Here is an 18,433-nt window from a genome sequence, read left to right on the forward strand (position 1 = left end):
CCCTACGCCGCAACCAGTGCGAACGGTGCGCCCGTCATACCCGTCAAGCTGCTCGACGAAGGGAGTCCCTTTTGCACGCCGATAGGGGGTCCTTTTTGGACGCCGATTGACAGAAACCATGCGCCGCTTCTATGCCAGCAACCCGGCATGGGCCGGTTCGCCTCCGCTGCCGACCGGCTTCCACTATAAATGGTATTTCGCCTTTCATCAGAATGGCGACGAAAGCGTGGCACTGCGGGTGGAGGCCTACCGCAACGGGCTCGAACAGCGTGCGGCGACCGCGAACGCGCTCGGTTGGGTCCTGCCCTCCGTCGGCGCGCAGGTACTGCTGACGCGGCTCGCCCGGACCGATCTCGCCGCCCAGTTCGCCTATCAAGACCGCATCCGCGCTTTTCACCGTCGGCTACGTCTTTTTTACTACGGTTACATGTTTCGTGATCGACCTTTTACAAAATCGAACTTCTCTCAGGCGCCTACTTACAATGGTGCAATTTAATTCAGAAGTTGACGTTCAGACGATCCTTTATGTTTCCTAACTTCGGGCGCTCGTTCATCGGGGCGATCGATGCGCTGTTCACCGCCTTTGACCGATCCCTGTGCGAGCGAGGGTATCTGCCGATGGGTGGACATATCGTCGATGCCACGCTGGTGGCTGCGCCCAAGCAGCGCAACACCGCGACCGAACGGGAAGCGATCCAGGCGGGCAGGAGTGCTGCGGAGATCTGGCCGGACGAGCCGGCCAAGGCGGCACAGAAGGATACCAATGCGCGCTGGACGCTGAGGTTCGCCAAGGCCCGCACGCTGCCCGATGGGCCCCCGGGGGTCGGCATCGCCCGCGTCGGGGTGAAGGTCGGGCTCGCCAATCTCGCCTACAACATCGACCGCCTCATCTTCCACGAACGCCGTGCCGCCATGGGATAGCGGCGCCTGGCGCGGACGTTTCACGGCAGGCAACAGCCGAAAACGGCTCGCTCAAACCGCCAGCGACGTACCCCGTGCTGCCGTCAGCCCGCCGTCATCGCCGTGCGACACGTTGATAGGGGTGCCCAGGTGACTCGTTTCCTACGAATACATCGTCAAGATCGGGGCGTCAGAGCTAGACCGGTTCATCGTCAAACCGATCCGGGAGATGCCAGGGCCCAAACACCGGGCGACGCTGATCGGCGGAACGGCCCGGGTGCAGCATAATCCTAGTCGCGCGACATTTCCCGTGCTCACCGCCAGCGATAGTCGGGCACTGCGGTCACCTCCGGCACGGGCGCGGTCCGCAGGGCGCCGCGGGCGGGATCGTTTCCGTCGGTCTGGAGGATCATCCCGTAATAGACGCCGGTCGCGAAGCCGGTGAAGAGCGGCGCCCCGATCTGTCGGTTGTCCCCGTAGATCTGGACATCGCCCAGCAACTGGGCGGACCCGGACAGCGCGAACCCGTTGCCCGTGATCGTATCGAACACGCCGCCGATCCGGGCGGTGCCGGTCACCGTCGCCGTGCCGCCCAGAGTCGTCAACGCGGCCAGTTGTGCCCGGTCGCCGACCGCACCGGACATCAGGATCGCATGATCCTCGATCCGCGCATTCCCGGTCACCGTGCCGCCATAGACGCGCGCATAGGGGCCGACATAGACCGACGGATCGACCCGTGCCGCCGGTCCGACCCAGCCATTGCCGTTGGGATGCCGTACGCCGCCGGCGATCCGGTCCGGCACGTCGCGCTGGTAGCCCCATGGCATGGCACCATCGACCTGCACCATCCACGGGTAACGGTAGACGGAATAATAGACCTGGTCGTCGTCGAGATGCTGGAGCGCGACCGGGGTCGCCATGACCATCAGATAAGCGGCGCGATCGTCGGCCCGGATCGCCACCGACTGGCTTTCGTCGCCCCCCTGAAGGACGGGAGCGTAGCGCGGTGCGCCCTGTGCGTCGACGATCACCACCGACCAGCGCCAGCCCGATCCGGGGGGCGGCACCTGCAGCGGCTCGTTGGCGCCGCCGGGCAATGCCGGTGTCGCGGACGCGGCCTGGGTCACGCCGCGGAACGCCACGGTGATCGTGGAGGCTCCGGGATCCGGCACCAGCCGCACCAGATTATAGCCCCAGCGCTGCGGCGCCCATGCCGCCGGCACCGCAAAGCGGCGGGCAGCAAGATCGATCGGCTCCAGCGTGGTCAGCCGCCGCGCCCGGAAGGCGACCGGCGTGTCGGGCTCGTAGCCACCGTACGCACTCCGGAACACGGCGCCGCGGTCGTATCCGTCGCGATTGACATAATCCCATGTCACGTTGCGGATCGCCCAGTCGCCGAATTCGTCGTTCAGCTGCGCGGCGGACCAGCCGCGCGTGGCGGCCAGGGTGGCATATTGGTCGCCCGCCATGCCCGTCGCGGTCCACACGGCGTTGACCGGGTCATAGCCGTATTTCTGCGCGATGCGATCCCAGAACTGCCAGCCGCAGTAGCGCGTCCGTGCGTTGCCATGCGCCAGATAGGCGGCGTTGACGGCATCTTCCGAACAATCGACGTCGCCGCGGAAATCGGGCAATTGCGCGACCATGTAATTGGCGTGCGTTTCCCAGAACGACCGCGGCAGGTGGGTCCAGCCCGGGGTCGCGCTCTGGAAGACATGGACCAGTTCGTGGGCCACGGTTCGCGGCGTCGCGAACCCCAGCGCGTTGGCATCAATGTAGCCGGTCCCGTTCCGGCTGCCGGCCACGTTGATGCCGTTGTCCCCGGCGATGTTGATGTTGATCTTCATCTTGTCCGACGATTCGCACTGCGGCGGCTTCAAGCCGATCGTCGTGGCGTAGACGCGATAGACGTTTTCCAGCGCCTGGCCGACCTTGACCGCATCCGCCTGGGCGACGACGTCGCCGGTCCAGTGGAACGCGAAATGATCGGTCTGGTATCGGGTTTCCGCCGGCACGCCACCCGCCACCCGCCATTCCCCGGTGATGCAGCCAAACGCATCCCGCGTGACGACCGGCGGCGGTGACGGCGGCGGCGTGACCGAACCGCCGCCGGCGCTGCCGCCGCCGCACGCCGCGAGCATGGTCAGGATCGTCATCGGGAGCAGCCCTGCGAAAGGCCTGACCGCATCGCGTATCGTTCCGTTGGTCATCGTTCGCTCCCCCTCAATCCGTCGATCGTCCGCCCGCGTGGACGGCATCATGCGTCCCGGAACAGCGCCGTGCAGCGATCCGCCAGCAGCGGTGCCGCCCCGTGCAGGGCGTCCCTCACCCGGCGGAGATTGCGGTTCGACCGGCGTGCGAGTGCGGGATCGGACGCCTCGAACAATGCCGCGAGATCGACCTCGCCACCGTCGGCGGCCGGCGCATGGGCGTACCACAGCGCCTTCATCTTCGCCTCTTTCCGGCATTCGTCCTCGCGGCTCCATTCCGGGTCGTCGACGATCGCCTGCAATTGCCGCCAGGCGTTGAAGGTGGCGACCAGTGTCGAGCGGCCCCGCGCCGCGGGCCACGCCGCCACTTCCCACAGCCCGACCACAAAGGCGGTAGCGCGGGGATCGGCATCCTGCTTCGCGGCGAGGATGGATCGCCGGACCGACGACCACTCGCCCCGGTCGCCCGGACTGCCGTCCAGATCGCGACAGTGCAGACCCACCAGCCGATCCGCCAATGCGTCGTCGATCCCGCGCAGCCGGGGATCATCGAGCATGTACAGCATCAGCCGGGTCGGCACCCCCGACAGGTCCGCGCCGGGCGTGACCGTCGACACCCATGATCGCACGAACGCCGGGGCGTCTCCGGCCTCCGACAGATCGCGCGCGAGCGGATCGAGCAAGGCCGCCAGCGGCAGCGGATAGCCGAAGGCCGCGGCATAGGTGGCGGGATCGATGCCCGCGATCGACACGCCCAAGGCGCTGCCGCCGTCGCCGGTCCACGCACTGTCGCCGAACGTCATGGTCCCGTCCGCGACGTGCCGGTCGATGCGCGCGAGCAGGGCCGCCTTGACGTTCGGGTCGCCGCCGAACGCTCCGGTGTCCGTCACAGATTTTCGTCCAGCAGCGCCGCCAGTTGCGTGCGCGACTTGTTGCCGATCACGCGCGCGATCTCGGCACCGTCACGAAAAAGGACCAGCGTCGGCAGGCTGCCGATGTTGAACTGTTTACCGAGGTCGGGATGCGCCTCGATATCCACCTTGATGATCGCGCAATCCCCGGCGTAATCGGCGGCGAGATCCTCGAGCGCAGGCGCCATCGCGCGGCATGGTCCGCACCAGGGCGCCCAGAAATCGACGAGTCCCAATCCTTGCGCGGACAGGACGAGGCGGTTGAAGTCGTCGGCGCCGGCCGACTGTATTGTAGTGGTCATGCCATTCTTTCCTGTTATCCGTTGCGGCCGCCGACCATCATCGCATCGATGCGGATCGTCGGCTGACCGACCCCGACGTCGAGCGATTGCCCCTGCTTGCCGCAGCTCGCCTCGCCGTCGTCGAGCGCGAGATCGTGGCCGATCATGGAAATGCCGTTGAGTGCGTCGGTCCCGACACCGATCAGCGTCGCGCCGTCGACCGGCGCGGTAAGCCGGCCATCCTCGATCAGCCACGCTTCGGTGGTGGTGAAGTTGAAGCGGCCGCTGGTGATGTCGACCTGCCCGCCGCCGAACTCCACCGCGTAGATGCCGTGTTTCACCGAGGCGAGGATGTCCGCGGGATCTTCCCGGCCGGGGGCCAGGAACGTGTTGGTCATCCGCGGCATCGGCAGATGGGCATAGGATTGGCGCCGCCCGTTGCCGGTAGAGCGCGTGTTCATCAACCCGGCATTGAGCCGGTCGTGCATCAATCCCGTCAATACGCCATCCTCGATCAGCACGGTGCGCGCGTGCGGCGTGCCCTCGTCGTCGATCCCCAGCGATCCGACGCGCCCCGGAAGCCCTCCGTCATCGATCACGGTCACCCCCGGCGGAGCGATCCGTTCGCCGATCCGGTCGGTGAAGACGGACAGGCGCTTGCGATGGTGATCGCTTTCCAGCCCGTGCCCGACCGCCTCGTGGAACAGCACGCCGGGATAGCCGGGCGCGAGCACCACGGGCATCTCCCCGGCCGGTGCCGCGCGGGCATCGAGGTTGGTCGTCGCGATCCGCACCGCACGCGCCACGCTGCGCGCGATCGCGGCGTCGTCCAGCCCGGTGACGTCGTGCCGTCCGCCCAGCCCGGCCCGCCCGCTGGCGCGACGGCCGTTCGCCTCCGCGACGACGGCGATGGTGATCCGCACCACCGGGCGGACGTCCGCCGCGATGCGTCCGTCCAGATCGGCGACCAGCATGACGTGATCCGTCGCCATCACGCTGGCATCGACCCGCACGATGCGGGGATCGGCCGCCCGGGCAAGCGCATCGACCCGGTCGAGCAGCGCGATCCAGCGCGCCGCATCGACATCGCCGACGGGATCGATCATCGGATAGCGATCATGCCCGGCCGCGGCGTGCCCGAACGGGACGGCCGTCACCGGCCGCTCGATCCCGTCGAACTGCAGCGATCGAACGGTCTGCGCGAGGGCGGCGAGCGCGGGCGGACGCAGATCGGCGGAATGGGCGAAGGCGACATGCCCGCCCCGCGCGGCGCGGGCGCCGACGCCCTGTTCGATCCCGAACCCGCCCGCGACCGCGCGCCCGTCCTGCAGACGCCAGTGCCGTACCGTCGCGGTTTCCAGATACAGATCGGCGAGATCCGCCCCGCGCGACGCCAGCACGCCGAGCGCGCGCGACAGATGCGCGGGATCGAGATCGGCAGGTTCGAGAATCCGCGCCGTCGCGATGTCCATCGCCGAAGGCAGGACGGTCATGAGGAACCTCCGATGTGCATGGTCTCGACGAGGATCGAGCCGCACCGGATCGCGCCGTTGCGATAGACGTCGTCGCCCACGGCGACGATCCCCGCCATCATGTCGCGCATGGTGCCGCCCAGCGTGATGTCCGCGACGGGGTGGATCACGACGCCGTTCTCGACCCACAGGCCCTCGACCGCGCGGGTCCAGGTGCCGGACACCGGATCGGTCGCGCCCCCCAGCAGCTGCGTGACGACCAGTCCCGTGTGCAGCAGCCCGCGCATCGCCGCGGCGTCGCCACCGGGCGCGTTGCTGGCAAGGCGCAGGTTCCATGGCCCGTCGGCATTGCCGGTCGATCGCATCCCCAGCCGCCGGGCGGAGGCGGTGGCCAGCAGATAGCCCTGCACGACCCCGCCGGCGATGATCGACCGCGCCCGGCCCGCCACGCCCTCGCCGTCGAAGCCGCCGCTGGCCATGCCCCATGGCTCGAACGGGTCTTCGGTCAGATCGAGATGCACCGGCGCGACCGGCCGGTCGAGCGTATCGAGCAGGAAGCTCGCGCGGCGATGCTGCGGCCCGCCCGACAGCGCGCCGACGATGTCCTCCACCAGCGTCGCGGCGATCCGCGCATCGAACAGCACCGGTGCGGCGCGGCCGGGAATGCGCCGTCCGCCCAGCCGGGCGACGGCCCGCGCGACCGCGCCGGCCGCGACCGTGGCCGCATCGTCGAGCGCATCGAAGCGGCGGTCGCTTGTCTGTCCAACGTCCTGGACGGCACTGTCCGGCCCCTGCGCCAGCACCATCGCCCAGCGCCGGTGGATCGACGTCGCGGCGCTCCGGCAGAAACCGGCGGAGGTCGCCAGCGCCGTCACCGTGTCGCTCGATGCCGCCCCTGCTTCGGTCACGCGCAGATCGACGCCCGCCGGGGCGGGGCAGGACCGCGCCAGCGCCTCACCCCCCACCGCCATGTCGCGCAACGCCGAAGCATCGAGGCCGGACGGTGCCAGCATCGGCGGCATCGGGCCGTCCAGCGCCAGCGTATCCGGATCGGCAAGGCCCGCCATCGGGTCCGATCCGACATGGCCGGCGATCGCGAACGCCTCGTCGGCGGCGCGCCGGATCGAACCCGCGTCGAGCGCGGAGGACGAGGCCGATCCGCTCCGCCCGCCGCGGAACACGGTCAGCCACAAGCTCTGGTGACTGTCGCGCAGCGCGGTGTCGGCGATCCCGTCGCGCACGACGATGCGAAGGCCGCCGCCCGCCCGCGCGCCCGCCGTGACGCCGTCCGCTCCCAATCCCACGGCGTGGTCGACCGCGATCGACACCGCGTCGCGCATCGCCGCCTCGGTCTGGCCGGCATAGGGCCGGGTCATGCCTCGTCCCCCGCAAGGACGGCCGGCACCGCATGGCCATCGGCGATCGCCAGCCGGTGCGTATGGAAATGCCGCAGCCGTTCGTCGTGGATGACGCCGATGATCGTCGCGTCGGGCAGGTCGTCGCGCAGAAGCCGGTAGAAATGCCGGGCGTTGTCCGCATCGAGCGCACTGGTCGTCTCGTCGAGCACGATCAGCGTCGGGCGTTGGAGCAGGATGCGCGCCAGTGCGATGCGCTGCTGCTCGCCGGGCGAAAGCGCTTCCTGCCAGATCCCGACCGTGTCGAGCTGCGCGGCATGGACGCCCAGCCGGACGCGATCGAGCAACGCCGCGATCGCGGCATCCGTGTGTCGCTCCGGCGGGTCGGGGAAGCAGATCGCGGCCTTCAGACTGCCCAGCGGCAGATACAGCCGCTGCGGCACGATCATGACCAGTTGATCGCGGGCGAGCGCGATCCGCCCCTGCCCGTCGGGCCACAGCCCGGCGATGGCGCGGAGCAGCGTGCTCTTGCCCGAACCGGATGCGCCCTGCACCATCCAGCGCTCGCCCGGCCGGACCGTCCAGTCCGCGACGGTCAGCATCGCGCCGCCTTCCAGTCGCTGGATGGACAATCCGGTGGTCGCCAGCACCGCAGCCGGAAGCGCGACGACATCGACCGCGATCCCCGACGGGCGCGTCGCGTCGAGCGCATCGTCGAGCGCCTTCAGCCGGTTGATGTTGGCGATCTGCGTCGCGATCGCGTTATAGGCATGGACGAAGTAGGACAGGCTCCCGGCCAGCGTCTGAAAGGCATCGCGGGCGCCCATCAACTGTCCGAAGCCGATCCCGCCGGACAAATAGCGCGGCGCCATCAGGAACAACGGCAGCACGCTGCCGATCCGTTCGTAGATGCCCTGCCCGACATTGATCCCGAGAACGCTGTAGATGACGGTGCGATAGTTGCGGCGCACCTCTCCAAAACTCCGGCGGAGGCCCTCGCGCTCGGTCGGGACCGCCCCGGCCGATCCGATCTGTGCGGCATTGCGGCGCACGTGGATCAGATTGGCCCGGAAATCGGCCTCGACATGCTGCTGTCGCATCGTCGCCCGGATATACGGGCTGCCGATCTTCGCGATGACGACGCTGCCGACGAAGGCGTAGAGCAGCGCATACCAGATCGTGCTGCCCGGGATCGACAACGTCGCGCCGAACAGCGACAGCCGCAGCGGCTCCGCGGTTTCGAGCAGGATCGCCATAAAGCTTATCGACGTCGCGATACTGCCGATGACACCGACGCAGAGCGGTACGATGCCGTCGACGCCCCCCATGCCCGTGATCGCCGCAATATCGACCGCGATCCGCTGGTCGGGGTTGTCGATCATCCGCAACCGTTCGATTTCCGCGAACCGGTTGCGCCCCATCCAGCGATCGACATAGCGTTCGGTCAGAAACGCGCGCCAGCGGATCGCCAGCACCATCCGCACCGCGCTGGTGAACATCTGGACACCGACCTGCAACGTCATCACCCCGATGAAGGCGAGGACGAGTCCGGCGAACTCGGCGACGCGCCGTTGCTCGACGCTGTCGAAAAAATCCTGTTGCCAGCGATTGGTAGCGATAAAGACATAGACGGTGCCGAACTGGAGCCCGATCAACGTGGCCAGCGCGCCCCAGGCGAACTTCCAGTCGGCCGAACCCCAATATTGGCCGATCAGGACGAAGGCGTGCCGCCACCGCTCCCGGGCGGGCTGGGGCGGGACGGCCCCCGCCTCGCGCCGGACCTCCCCGCCCGTCGGCACCGGCAACGTCATGTCCGCTCCGCGCCCGTCCACCTAGCGGAACCGGTAGCCGACCGTCAGCCGCCAGTTGCGCGGCTCCGCCACCGGCAGATAGGTCGAGCTGTAGGTGACGTTGTAGTTGCGGCGGTCGAAGAGGTTGCGCAGCCCCAGATTGACGTCGATCGCGCCCGATTTCAGAAAGACGTTGAGATCGATCTGGCGCGCGGGGGGCACGTAGTAACTGCCCGTCATATCGACCGACGCGCTCGACCGCCCGAACAGCCCCGCGCCGACGCCCCCGCTCAACGCGGTGTCGAAGCTGTGCCGGTAGGACGTGTAGAGACTGTAATTATCCTTCGGCTGGGCGACCACGACGTTGCCGAAATCGGACGGAGTCAGATATTTATAGTCCGTGCGGGTATAGGCCCCCTGCATCGTCCAGCCGCGCAGGATCTCGCCGCTCAGGTTGAGGTCGATACCGGTGCTTTGCAGTCCGGGCACGGCGATCGGGAACAGGAAATCGGTCGGATCGGTGATGATGAGGTTGCTCTGCCGCAACCGGAAGTACGAGGCGTTGATGAGCATCCGGTCACCGAACAGCGTGATCTTGACGCCGGCCTCGGCATTGCGCGACTTGATGTCGGGCAATTTACGGCGGTCCCGCCCGATCGACGATGTGGGCGCATATCCGTAGGCGAGCGATCCGAACAACGCGATGTCGTCGGTCACGTCGAACACCAGGCCGAAATTCGGGGTGGTGGCGACGCTGTGATTGCTCGCCGTCTCCCTCCAGACCAGGAATTGCGAGGCGGTGTCGACGACGTTGTGGCGCACCCCGGCGAGGAGCGAGAGCTTCCACGCCTTCATCAGATACTGCGCATAATATCCGTTCTGCGTGCTCGAACTGATCGAATCGGTGCGATTGATCGGCGCGAAGTCGCGGGGCGGCTGCGTGGCGGTCAGGAAATTGTAGGTAAGTACGGTGCTTGTCGACGAGCTGAAGGCCGTCGTGTCGTTGTCGACATAGGTATATCCGGCGACGAGCAGATGGTCGAGCGGACCGGTGGCGACCTTGAACCGGGCGTAGACATCGACGGCGTCCGAGTTCAGGCCCTGCGCCGAGCGCGAATTGCTGATCGCCATCCGGCCATCGCCCGACGGAAAGACGCCGAAGGGCGAATATTGCTGGACGTTGACATAGGTCTTCTGGTGCTGCCCCCTCGCCACGACGGTCAGCCAGTCGGTGACCTTCTGGGTCATGTCCGCCGCGAACTGCGTCGTATTGATTTCGATACCCTGATCCTTACGCCGGAACAGCGGCTGTGTCGTCGTGACATCGAAGGGGCGATTGGTCCTCGGGTTCAGCGGTACGAACGGGGTCGGACCGAATTTCTGTTCGCCGACGCTCGCGCTGACGATCAGGTCGGTCGTCGCGTTCTTGAACCGCAGGCCGGGCGCGAAGAGAAAGTCCTTGTTGCCCCGATAGCCACCATAATTCCGGTCCGCGGTAGATGCCGCGCCGATCACGCGCGCGCTGACGGTCCCGTCCGCGTCGATCGCGCGGTTGGCATCGATCGTGAGCCGCCCCTGGCCGTAGGATCCGGTTTCCGCCGCCATCGCGAGCCGCGTTTCGGCACTGGGCTTCTTGGTGACGATATTGATCGTTCCGCCCAGGCTTTCGATACCGGCCAGCAACGCATCCGGGCCTTTCAGCACCTCGATCCGCTCGATGTTCGCGATCGGCTGCGTCGTGCCCGCTATCCCGCTGCCATCGCTGCCCGCGGCCGGAAGCCCGTTGACCAGTCCACCGGCCCCGAAACCGCGCACCGAGTAACCGACCCCGCCCTGCACGGTCGCGGTGTTGACGGTCACGCCCGCGTTGCGCAGCGCGTCCGTCATCGTCTGCGCCTGCTGCTCCTCGAGCAGGCGGCTTGAAATCACCTGGGTGTTGCGCGGTTGGTCGCGCAGGGCCTGTCCGGTGCGGCTCGACGTCGTCGTGGCGCGGACCAGCAGCCCCGTCTCGGCTTCGTCCCGCCGCGCGGTCACCACGATGTCGCCGGCGCCGGTGACGATGATCCGCCCCGTCTCGTCCGCCCGGACGCTGACCGCCAGCCTGCCCGTCGCCTGCCGCACGGCGTCGAGGGCGGTAGTGGCATCGATCACGGGCATCGACATGCTGTCGCCGATCGCAGTGCCGTCATACACCACCGTGGCGCCGGTCGCGGTTTCGATCCGCTGGAGTGCCTCGGCAAGCGGCAGGGCCGGAACGGTGATGCGCGTCGCCTGCGCCTGCGCCGGGGCGTAAGGCAGCGACGCCATAACCGGCGCCGTCGCGACCAGCGCAGCCAGATGCGGGACGCCCCGCGCGAACAGTGTCTTCATGATACCAATCCCCCTGAAGCGGCCATGCGGCCGATTTCCCGTGGCCGGACATCATCACGCGCGACAGCAGTGGCCGCTTGCCGGCCGTTCCGTGCCGAACGCTGCGTGTATCTCCGGCGTCTCGCTGCCCGCCATTGTGATGGCTGGGCGATCTTCCTGCGCGTAGCGGGGGGAGTCGTCTACCGCCGGAGTTCCGGCCGGTGCGATGGGTTGCCGCTACCCGGATGTAGTGGCGCAGCCCGTCGGCGATGACAAATCACAAGTCGTGATGGCAGCCATCAACGCCGTTGATAGCGCGGCAACGGGGCATTGAGCCAATCGATCCGGTCGACGATCCGGTCGAGCAGCCAGTGGATGAGCGGGTCGTTGGACCGGTGCTCGGGCCATGCGGCGACCATCCGCATCAGTTCGCCCGGTACGGGCAGGTCCACCAGCCGGACCGGCAGGATCGACGCGAAATACTGGGTCAGCCAGTTGCTCGCGGTCACGATCAGGTCGGTGCCGATCACCAGATGCGGCAGCATCGCGCAATGGCCGGTCCGCACGACGATCCTGCGGTCGCTGAAGGGCGGCGTGTCCGATTGCGCGAAGGACGCGATCCGTTCGGCATCCTCGACCAGCGCGGCGTGGCGTCCGTCGCGGTACTCGCGAAGCGACAGGCTGTCGCCGAACGTCGGATGGCGATCGCAGATCATGCCGACCAGCCCATGGTCGAACAGCGGCAGGATGTTCGTCGTCGGACCCGCCATCATTTCCGGGACGATCGCGATATCGACGCCCTCGTCGAACATGCGATCGACCGACCCGTAATGAAAGGGCGCCAGCCTCACGTCGAGCCCCGGACCGGCGCGCAGGATGTCGGGGACGACCGACCTGAGGAACATCAGCTCGATCGCCTCGTCCGCCGCGATCGAGATCGAACGGCGGGCGGCCAGCGGGTCGAAATCGAGACTGAGGCCGAAAGCCTGCGTCACGTCGCGCATCACCCGCGCGATGTGCGGACGCAACGCCTCGCCGAGTGCCGTCAACTGGCGATCCGCACCCCGGTACAGCACCAGCTCGTCACGGAAATGATCGCGCAGGCGACGCAGCGACATGCTCATCGCAGGCTGGCTGAGCGAGACGGATCGCCCGGCCTCGGTCAGCGTTCGCGAACGAAGGATCGCGTCGAGCGCATACAGGAGATTCAGGTTCAATCGTCGGATCGGTCGCGCGTCGACGCCATCATCATAGTGATCGACCTTCATCGGACCGTCTTATAGCTGATTTCCGTGGCGCCGCCCATCGATGTTGGAGGCCGGCCCGCGCTGCTGCCGATCTCATGCACACCGGATCGTGCCGACATTCACTGGAGCCAGGAATCTCCGCCTGTCGGTGATCGTGGTCGTCGCCAAGGCCACCGCCTTCAGGAGCAACCCGTTCAAGGCGAAGATCCGCAAGGAGGCGGGTGGTCTGGCAGATGGCATCGTGCTCACCCGCGGTATCGCTGGTCACACCCCTCCCGATCTGAACCGGCTGTCGAAGCACGATAGCGAAGCCGCTCACCGCGTGAGCGACGGCCCCGACCGTTGCCGGCAGGGACCAGCGACGTGATCGGCGTGTTGCCGATGACGAAGCCCGCCAGACACGGCGTCAATGGTGCGAACAGGGCGGCGGGCAAGCCAACCTGCTTCCGTGCGCCGAACAGACGCCATGCCATCAGAACGATCGTACCGACAGCACCCGCCCGGATCGCGGCGTCAAGTTGGCCTATGTTCATCCCGGCACGATACGGAAAGGTCCGGGATCAGACCACCTTCGGTGCCAGTCGCTCGGGCCACGGCAGCGTCAGCGCGCGTAGCGGAGCGACGAACGTTGCCGTCGCGCCCGCGACACCCACCCAGTCCCGGGAAAGGCAATCTGCCAAGTGCCATTCAACGATCATCCTGGCGGTGGAAACTACATTTGACTCCATGTTAAAAATGCATGACACAGAGTCATACTTAATCAACTTTGGAGATGGGTATGGCATGGCGTGAAAAGCAGGCGTGGTTGGCGCTGTCGGTGATGGTGGTGGCATACGGTGCCTATTTCTCCTTGGTGGCGGCATCGCAGCGATCGATGCTCGACATGTTGCTGCTGTTCGGTGGGGTTGCGACCGCGCAGGCGGTTATCATGATCGTCGGAAGTATCCTGCTGGCGGTCCGGGCAGGCAAGGAAGCCCGAGCCAAAGCCGACGAGCGGGATCGGGCGATCGATCGACGCGGCACCCGCATTGCCTATTTCGTCCTGCTGACCGGCATGATCTTCGTCGGCGTCGTCATGCCGTTCAGCAAGCAGGGATGGCAGATCAGCAACGCGGCCCTACTGGCTTTGGTCGCTGCCGAGATCGTCCGGTACGGCGTCGTGGTGGCGAGCTATCGGCGGGGCTGGCATGGTTGAGGGCAGGATTACCAACCAGCTTCGCACCTTGCGCTTCCTCGCCGGCGAAATGACCCAAGCGGAATTAGGCGAGCGTATCGGAGTAACCCGTCAGACCATCGCTGCGATCGAGCAGGGTAAGTACTCGCCGTCTCTCGAAGCTGCCTTTCGCATAGCCAAGGTCCTCGAAAAACCTCTCGACGAAGTATTCCAGTGGAAAGATTAGAGTATCCGTGATGGTTCGGGGCGGTCACGGTTTCTGAGCGGCCGTTTTCCCGATTGGGAACCGGGACTGTCCGAAGGCTGATCGTTCAGCTTACCACGACGACCGCCCGCATCAGCGCGGTATCCCGGCCGGCTTGAATATCGGCAATACGGGTCGGCACGATTATATCGGGCATGATTCCAGCATCCGGCTGCGGCGTCTCGGGCCAATAGGCGATCAGCGGCAGATCGACCTCGATGCCCGAACCCGGCAACCCGACGAAGAAGAACGCACCGCCGTTGATACCACGGCGGTTGCCGCCGGTCTGCTCGCCGACCAGCGTTCCCAGCCGGTGACGCCGTATGAGGCCTGCGAAGCCGAAAGTGGCTGAAGCGTTCTTCGGGCCGACGAGAACGGCGACCCTGCCGGCGAACCGGCGACCCTTGGGCTGGATAATGTCGGTGTCGGACGCCTCGGCGGGACGGGTCAGGGTGTAGAAGCTGGCCGCGTCCGGACCGACCGCCGACGCTCCCCAATCCTTGAAGCTGGGGTCCCAGGTTTTGAGGTACGGAGCCAGCCGGTCGGGTATCTTGCGATACCGCACATGGCGGGAATAGCTGTCTGCGGTGAGGGGCGCTTCGATCAGTCGGGCGACGATCGCCGCCCCGCAATCGAGCCCTCCGCCGTTGTTGCGCACGTCGATGACGATGCCCGAAAGCTGGCGATCGACCGCGGTGTCAAGGCTGGCGTCGATGAAGCCCTGCCAATCCCATTTTTCCTGGAAGACCGCCCAGGTTGGCATGGTCAGGATGCCGACCGCGCCGCGCACCTCGAACGTCCAGCCATAGGGGGAATCCCTGGAGGAATGGCGCAACGCCGCGTCGCGCGCCGTGGCGGCCAGCAAGGGGCAAGCGATCGTCTCGGCCCTGCCGGCGATCCGCACCATAACACGGGCCGAAGGACCGGACGACGGGAACAGCAGCGCCCGCAGCACGTCGAATGTCGGCTGACCGGCATCGCCGGTTATGCCGAGGTCGGCCACCTTTCGCGCATCATTGCTGCCGTCCGTGCGGGCATAGGGAAGCATCTTCGCCAGCATGTCGCGTGCGCTGATACCATCGATCGCGACGACCTCGCTTCCGATCGGCAGATGATACCCGCTGCCGAGATCGGCGGTGACGATCATGCGCCGGTCCAGCCATCTGAAGGCGAACGGTAGCCGATCGGGCTTGCGGAACAGCGCCGACGCGACGGCCTGTGCCTGGTTGGTGGGATTGGGAAAGCTGTGACCGCACCGGACGCCGGCGGTGAAGGCCGATAGCGCGAGGTAGAAGTCCCCCAGGGTGCGAGGCGTGCCGGCGAAGCGATCGAGCCGCTGGCGTTCCTGTTGGAACTCCGCCGGGGTCAGATAGCGGTAGAGGCCGGGATGCAGACTGACATAGGCATCGGACAGGATGCCAACGTCCACCCGCATCGCCGCAGGTGACAGCAGCTCGCCAGTCGCCTTGGCTGGGACGGGCAGGAAAGCGGTGGCGATCAGGCCCGACGCTCCCGTCAGAAGGTGCCGGCGATCGAAATGTGTCATGGTGTTGCTCCGAGCGGATGTGCCCCGAGCCGATGCCGATGCACGTCAGGGGGTGCGCTGCAAATCCGGGCGTTCCGCGTTGTTTTTGTCGGTTGAGACGCGGCGATAGGCCGAGGGCGTGATGCCGAACCGGTCCTTGAAGACGCGGTTGAAGGTCGCCTTCGATCCAAAGCCGGCATCGATCGCGAACGTCAGAATATCACCATCGGCGCCGTCCCGCAGCCGGGCGGCAACATACTCGACGCGCAGCCCGTTGATCGCTTCCGCGAATCCCAACCCCAGCCCCTCGTTGAGACCACGCGACAGATAGGCGGTGTTGGTCCCCAGCCTGCGCGCGAGTCCAGCAAGATCGAGGTCCGGGTCGCGCCACCATCCATGCGCTTCGATCCGGTCCATCCACCCGGACGCGACCGGCCGCCAGTCGCGCTCGGTCGGCTCCACGATCGGCTGCGGTCGGGCGTCCGCCTGCCGCCAGCCCTCGATCGCCAGATAATTGCCGACGACCGCCAGCACGACGTAGAAACCGAACATATCGAAGTAGGAGAGCGGCGCGATCAACGCCTCCGCGATCAGGTATCCCGTCCGCACCGTCACGATCGCGGCATAGGCGATCAGCACCGCTCGCACGCGCCTTGCCGCGGCGAGGTTTGATCGGCGCGCCAGCAACCAGCCTCGATGGCGGCGCAGGACGCGCAAGCCCGCAACGGCATATCCGGTCATCGATGCCAGCAGCAGCGCCGCTAGGATCGGATCGAGCCACGGGCGTTGCACCTCCCGGTCGAACGCTCCCCGCAGATCGAGCGGCAGGCAGAAGGCGATGGCCTGATACACGAACTGGGCCACCGGCAATGCGGCGTGCCAACGCGGTATCGGTCGATCGAAGATCAAGGCGTTCAGGTGCGCGTACAGCAATGGCCCCATCGCCAGAGGAACGGCGAACGGTGCGAACGAAAGCCACGGCCAGCGATCGTAAAAGCCTGCATAGCCGATCGCGAACGGCGTCAGCATACCGCACAGGACGATCAGCAGCCCACCGAGAGAGCGTCGCGCCATCCCGTTTCGCCCGATGATGATGGCAGCCGCCAGCACCAGCATCTGCGCCTCGAACAGACCGAGGATGAGGGACATGGAACCGATGTTCACGCGCCCATCAGCCTCGCTACATCAGCAACGTCAATGGGCGATCGAACTGGTTATGCGCGGGCGCTTGGGAGTTTTCAAAATATGATGTCGGACGGGTTTCGAGAATGCTCGTGTTTCCCCAGAACCCGATCCCAACGCGAAGCCTTGGTGCGCTATTTGCCGGCAGCGCTCCGTTGCTCTGCAGGCGTCGCGGCGCGATGGCCGTAGCTCAGGACGCTGGTGATCCGCCAGGTGCCATCCTGTTTCGCCCAGACCATCACGAATTTGGCGATCCCCTCGCATCGCCCCGTCGCCAGTTCACAGAAGTGGTGTTCGCCTTCCTCGATCGCGCCATAGTCCTTGATCGGATAGACGCGGAATGTCGCCGGGATCAGCTCGCGCCTCACCTTCCCGCAAATATATTTGCGAACGCCATCCACCATCGCATCACGCTCGAACGTCGCGCCGCCAGTGTCGTGATAGAAGGCGACTTTCGGATCGAAATAACCGGAGAAGGTCGGCAGGTCGCAGCGATTGTAGGCGTCGAACACCTTCGCATCGAGCGCGCCGATTTCCGTCGTCAGCGGATCGGCGGGGGGCGGCACGGGCGTCGCGAGCAGCGCTACGGCAACGGCGATGGCGGTCATCCTGGCTTTGGTCCCGTCAGTTCATCTGGCCGCGTAAGAAAGCGATCAGCTTCGGATCGCTGCCGGTGCGTTCGAGGATGGGCAGGATGATCCGCCACCCGTTGTCGCTGTTGGTCAGGATGACGATCCCGTCGCCGCTCGCACGATCGATCGCGGCAAAGGTGAACGCCCCGGCATCCTTGCCGGTGTGGAGCATCGTCGTGCCCCCGGGAAAGCCGAGGAGCTGCCAGCCGAGGCCAAAGCCGGTCCAGGGTGGACAGGTGGTTGCCTTCGCTCCGGCGCAGATGTCGGGCTTCAGGTCGGCCTGCGATTTGCTGCGCTCCGCCGCGACAGATGCGACCAGATCCCGATCGTTGCGGGCATCGATGAGGAAGCGCGCATAGTCACGCGCCGTTGCGTGTGCCAGATCGGCAGCGTTGTACCGCGTCACCCGCTCGACCGGCAGCGGCTTTCCCACGTCGTCGTATGGCACGGCGATCGGGACCGTCTCGCCTTGCGCCGACACATAGCCCGAGGCGCGCATGTGGGCGGGGGCGAACAGCCAGCGGCCAGCAAGTGTCTCGAACGATTGCCCGGTGCGGTGCTCGGCGTAGCGCGCCGCATATTGATACCCCTCGCCCGAATAGCCGGTGGTCGTGCCGGGCTCATGATCGAACGCCAGCCCCTTCGCATCGCGCCAGTTCGGCAACCCGGTGCGATGGCTCAGCGCCATGCGGACGGTCAGCTTCATCCGCCGCGTATCGCGCGACAGATCGGGGTCGCTCCAGTAGCGATCCATCGGCGCATCGAGCGACAGCTTGCCGGCCGACACCAGTCGCAGGATGACCTCTGCCGTGAGCGGCTTCGTCAGCGAGGCGAGATTATAGGGCGTGGAGATAGTCGCCGCGCGGTTCGGCCCCGCCATGCCCCAAGCCCCGGTCGAGACGATCCGTCCGTTGCGGATCACGGCAATCGACGCGCTCTCCACGCGCTGTTCGCGCAGGATTGTGGTCATATCCGGCAGCGCGGAGTTCGTTCCGGCGTCCGCCACAGAGGTGCAAGTCACCAGCGCGACCAAACCGCCGTAAACCGCCTGCCTCAGCACACCGACTGTGTTATTCATATGCAACAGCTAACAGCGTCTAGGCCGCGTCTGCATTTATCGTAGCCAGATCGTGGCGCAGGCGAGATGTACGAAGCCCATGA

The 18,433-nt window shown here is 66.5% G+C and carries 16 protein-coding genes and 1 pseudogene; 5 read left to right on the forward strand and 12 right to left on the reverse strand.

Annotation, left to right across the window (positions count from 1 at the left end; genetic code table 11):
* Positions 1 to 112: 112 nt before the first annotated feature.
* Together ASE78_RS10190 and ASE78_RS10195 are read left to right on the forward strand one after the other, a co-directional pair.
* Positions 113 to 496 (forward strand): annotated as a pseudogene (locus tag ASE78_RS10190) (DUF3526 domain-containing protein); the annotation flags it as partial.
* A 29-nt stretch (positions 497 to 525) separates the two neighbouring features.
* Positions 526 to 921 (forward strand): hypothetical protein, encoded by a 396-nt coding sequence (locus ASE78_RS10195; protein ID WP_056496557.1) that lies wholly within the window; start codon positions 526 to 528, stop codon positions 919 to 921.
* A gap of 293 nt (positions 922 to 1,214) precedes the next feature.
* Here ASE78_RS10195 and ASE78_RS10200 read toward each other — a convergent pair whose 3' ends face one another.
* The 8 genes from ASE78_RS10200 to ASE78_RS10235 all read right to left on the reverse strand — a co-directional run bounded on the left by ASE78_RS10200 (position 1,215) and on the right by ASE78_RS10235 (position 12,485).
* Positions 1,215 to 3,056, reverse strand: a complete 1,842-nt coding sequence (locus ASE78_RS10200; protein WP_156351444.1) for a DUF6055 domain-containing protein — start codon at positions 3,054 to 3,056, stop codon at positions 1,215 to 1,217.
* A 101-nt stretch (positions 3,057 to 3,157) separates the two neighbouring features.
* On the reverse strand, positions 3,158 to 4,000 hold the full coding sequence (locus ASE78_RS10205) for a hypothetical protein (protein ID WP_056496563.1): 843 nt from the start codon (positions 3,998 to 4,000) through the stop codon (positions 3,158 to 3,160).
* The gene (gene trxA / locus ASE78_RS10210) at positions 3,997 to 4,323 is read right to left on the reverse strand and encodes a thioredoxin (protein WP_056496566.1); all 327 of its coding nucleotides are present in this window, start codon (positions 4,321 to 4,323) and stop codon (positions 3,997 to 3,999) included. Before trxA ends, ASE78_RS10205 begins: the two co-directional genes overlap by 4 nt.
* Positions 4,324 to 4,337: 14 nt before the next feature.
* On the reverse strand, positions 4,338 to 5,795 hold the full coding sequence (locus ASE78_RS10215) for a metallopeptidase TldD-related protein (protein WP_056496569.1): 1,458 nt from the start codon (positions 5,793 to 5,795) through the stop codon (positions 4,338 to 4,340).
* Complete coding sequence (locus tag ASE78_RS10220) at positions 5,792 to 7,150, reverse strand: metallopeptidase TldD-related protein (RefSeq protein ID WP_056496572.1); 1,359 nt, start codon at positions 7,148 to 7,150, stop codon at positions 5,792 to 5,794. The genes ASE78_RS10215 and ASE78_RS10220 overlap by 4 nt, the downstream gene beginning before the upstream one ends.
* Entirely contained in the window at positions 7,147 to 8,940 is a 1,794-nt protein-coding gene (locus tag ASE78_RS10225) for an ABC transporter ATP-binding protein/permease (RefSeq protein ID WP_235515001.1), read from the reverse strand. Before ASE78_RS10225 ends, ASE78_RS10220 begins: the two co-directional genes overlap by 4 nt.
* A gap of 21 nt (positions 8,941 to 8,961) precedes the next feature.
* A complete protein-coding gene (locus ASE78_RS10230; protein WP_056496574.1) occupies positions 8,962 to 11,289 on the reverse strand; it encodes a TonB-dependent siderophore receptor in 2,328 nt (775 codons plus the stop codon).
* A gap of 278 nt (positions 11,290 to 11,567) precedes the next feature.
* Complete coding sequence (locus tag ASE78_RS10235) at positions 11,568 to 12,485, reverse strand: LysR family transcriptional regulator (protein ID WP_162236487.1); 918 nt, start codon at positions 12,483 to 12,485, stop codon at positions 11,568 to 11,570.
* Positions 12,486 to 12,663: 178 nt separating this feature from the next.
* Here ASE78_RS10235 and ASE78_RS10240 point away from each other — a divergent pair, with 178 nt between their 5' ends.
* The 3 genes from ASE78_RS10240 (at position 12,664) to ASE78_RS10250 (ending at position 13,915) form a co-directional block, all read left to right on the forward strand.
* Positions 12,664 to 12,882, forward strand: coding sequence for a hypothetical protein (locus ASE78_RS10240; RefSeq protein WP_056496579.1), 219 nt, complete (start codon positions 12,664 to 12,666; stop codon positions 12,880 to 12,882).
* Between the two features lie 411 nt (positions 12,883 to 13,293).
* Positions 13,294 to 13,710 carry a hypothetical protein gene (locus tag ASE78_RS10245; RefSeq protein WP_056496582.1) on the forward strand — a complete coding sequence of 139 codons (417 nt, stop codon included), beginning with the start codon at positions 13,294 to 13,296 and terminating at the stop codon, positions 13,708 to 13,710.
* Positions 13,703 to 13,915 (forward strand): helix-turn-helix transcriptional regulator, encoded by a 213-nt coding sequence (locus ASE78_RS10250; protein WP_056496585.1) that lies wholly within the window; start codon positions 13,703 to 13,705, stop codon positions 13,913 to 13,915. Before ASE78_RS10245 ends, ASE78_RS10250 begins: the two co-directional genes overlap by 8 nt.
* An 85-nt stretch (positions 13,916 to 14,000) precedes the next feature.
* Here the strand turns inward: ASE78_RS10250 and ASE78_RS10255 are convergent, their stop codons facing one another.
* The 4 genes from ASE78_RS10255 to ASE78_RS10270 all read right to left on the reverse strand — a co-directional run bounded on the left by ASE78_RS10255 (position 14,001) and on the right by ASE78_RS10270 (position 18,242).
* Complete coding sequence (locus tag ASE78_RS10255; protein WP_056496588.1) at positions 14,001 to 15,479, reverse strand: S41 family peptidase; 1,479 nt, start codon at positions 15,477 to 15,479, stop codon at positions 14,001 to 14,003.
* Positions 15,480 to 15,524: 45 nt separating this feature from the next.
* Positions 15,525 to 16,607, reverse strand: coding sequence for an AraC family transcriptional regulator (locus ASE78_RS10260; RefSeq protein WP_156351445.1), 1,083 nt, complete (start codon positions 16,605 to 16,607; stop codon positions 15,525 to 15,527).
* Between the two features lie 167 nt (positions 16,608 to 16,774).
* Positions 16,775 to 17,248 (reverse strand): nuclear transport factor 2 family protein, encoded by a 474-nt coding sequence (locus tag ASE78_RS10265; RefSeq protein ID WP_056496593.1) that lies wholly within the window; start codon positions 17,246 to 17,248, stop codon positions 16,775 to 16,777.
* A gap of 16 nt (positions 17,249 to 17,264) precedes the next feature.
* Positions 17,265 to 18,242, reverse strand: a complete 978-nt coding sequence (locus ASE78_RS10270; RefSeq protein WP_235515003.1) for a serine hydrolase domain-containing protein — start codon at positions 18,240 to 18,242, stop codon at positions 17,265 to 17,267.
* Between the last annotated feature and the right edge of the window lie 191 nt (positions 18,243 to 18,433).

It is taken from the genome of Sphingomonas sp. Leaf25 (assembly GCF_001421635.1).
GTDB lineage: Bacteria > Pseudomonadota > Alphaproteobacteria > Sphingomonadales > Sphingomonadaceae > Sphingomonas.

What these genes read in the sequence shown, in the direction of transcription:
- ASE78_RS10195 (WP_056496557.1), top strand. Translation starts at nt 526, where the DNA reads ATGTTTCCTAACTTCGGGCGCTCGTTCATCGGGGCGATCGATGCGCTG.
- ASE78_RS10200 (WP_156351444.1), bottom strand. Translation starts at nt 3,056, where the DNA reads ATGACGATCCTGACCATGCTCGCGGCGTGCGGCGGCGGCAGCGCCGGC.
- trxA (WP_056496566.1), bottom strand. Translation starts at nt 4,323, where the DNA reads ATGACCACTACAATACAGTCGGCCGGCGCCGACGACTTCAACCGCCTC.
- ASE78_RS10215 (WP_056496569.1), bottom strand. Translation starts at nt 5,795, where the DNA reads ATGACCGTCCTGCCTTCGGCGATGGACATCGCGACGGCGCGGATTCTC.
- ASE78_RS10220 (WP_056496572.1), bottom strand. Translation starts at nt 7,150, where the DNA reads ATGACCCGGCCCTATGCCGGCCAGACCGAGGCGGCGATGCGCGACGCG.
- ASE78_RS10225 (WP_235515001.1), bottom strand. Translation starts at nt 8,940, where the DNA reads ATGACGTTGCCGGTGCCGACGGGCGGGGAGGTCCGGCGCGAGGCGGGG.
- ASE78_RS10230 (WP_056496574.1), bottom strand. Translation starts at nt 11,289, where the DNA reads ATGAAGACACTGTTCGCGCGGGGCGTCCCGCATCTGGCTGCGCTGGTC.
- ASE78_RS10245 (WP_056496582.1), top strand. Translation starts at nt 13,294, where the DNA reads ATGGCATGGCGTGAAAAGCAGGCGTGGTTGGCGCTGTCGGTGATGGTG.
- ASE78_RS10250 (WP_056496585.1), top strand. Translation starts at nt 13,703, where the DNA reads ATGGTTGAGGGCAGGATTACCAACCAGCTTCGCACCTTGCGCTTCCTC.
- ASE78_RS10255 (WP_056496588.1), bottom strand. Translation starts at nt 15,479, where the DNA reads ATGACACATTTCGATCGCCGGCACCTTCTGACGGGAGCGTCGGGCCTG.
- ASE78_RS10260 (WP_156351445.1), bottom strand. Translation starts at nt 16,607, where the DNA reads ATGTCCCTCATCCTCGGTCTGTTCGAGGCGCAGATGCTGGTGCTGGCG.
- ASE78_RS10265 (WP_056496593.1), bottom strand. Translation starts at nt 17,248, where the DNA reads ATGACCGCCATCGCCGTTGCCGTAGCGCTGCTCGCGACGCCCGTGCCG.
- ASE78_RS10270 (WP_235515003.1), bottom strand. Translation starts at nt 18,242, where the DNA reads ATGACCACAATCCTGCGCGAACAGCGCGTGGAGAGCGCGTCGATTGCC.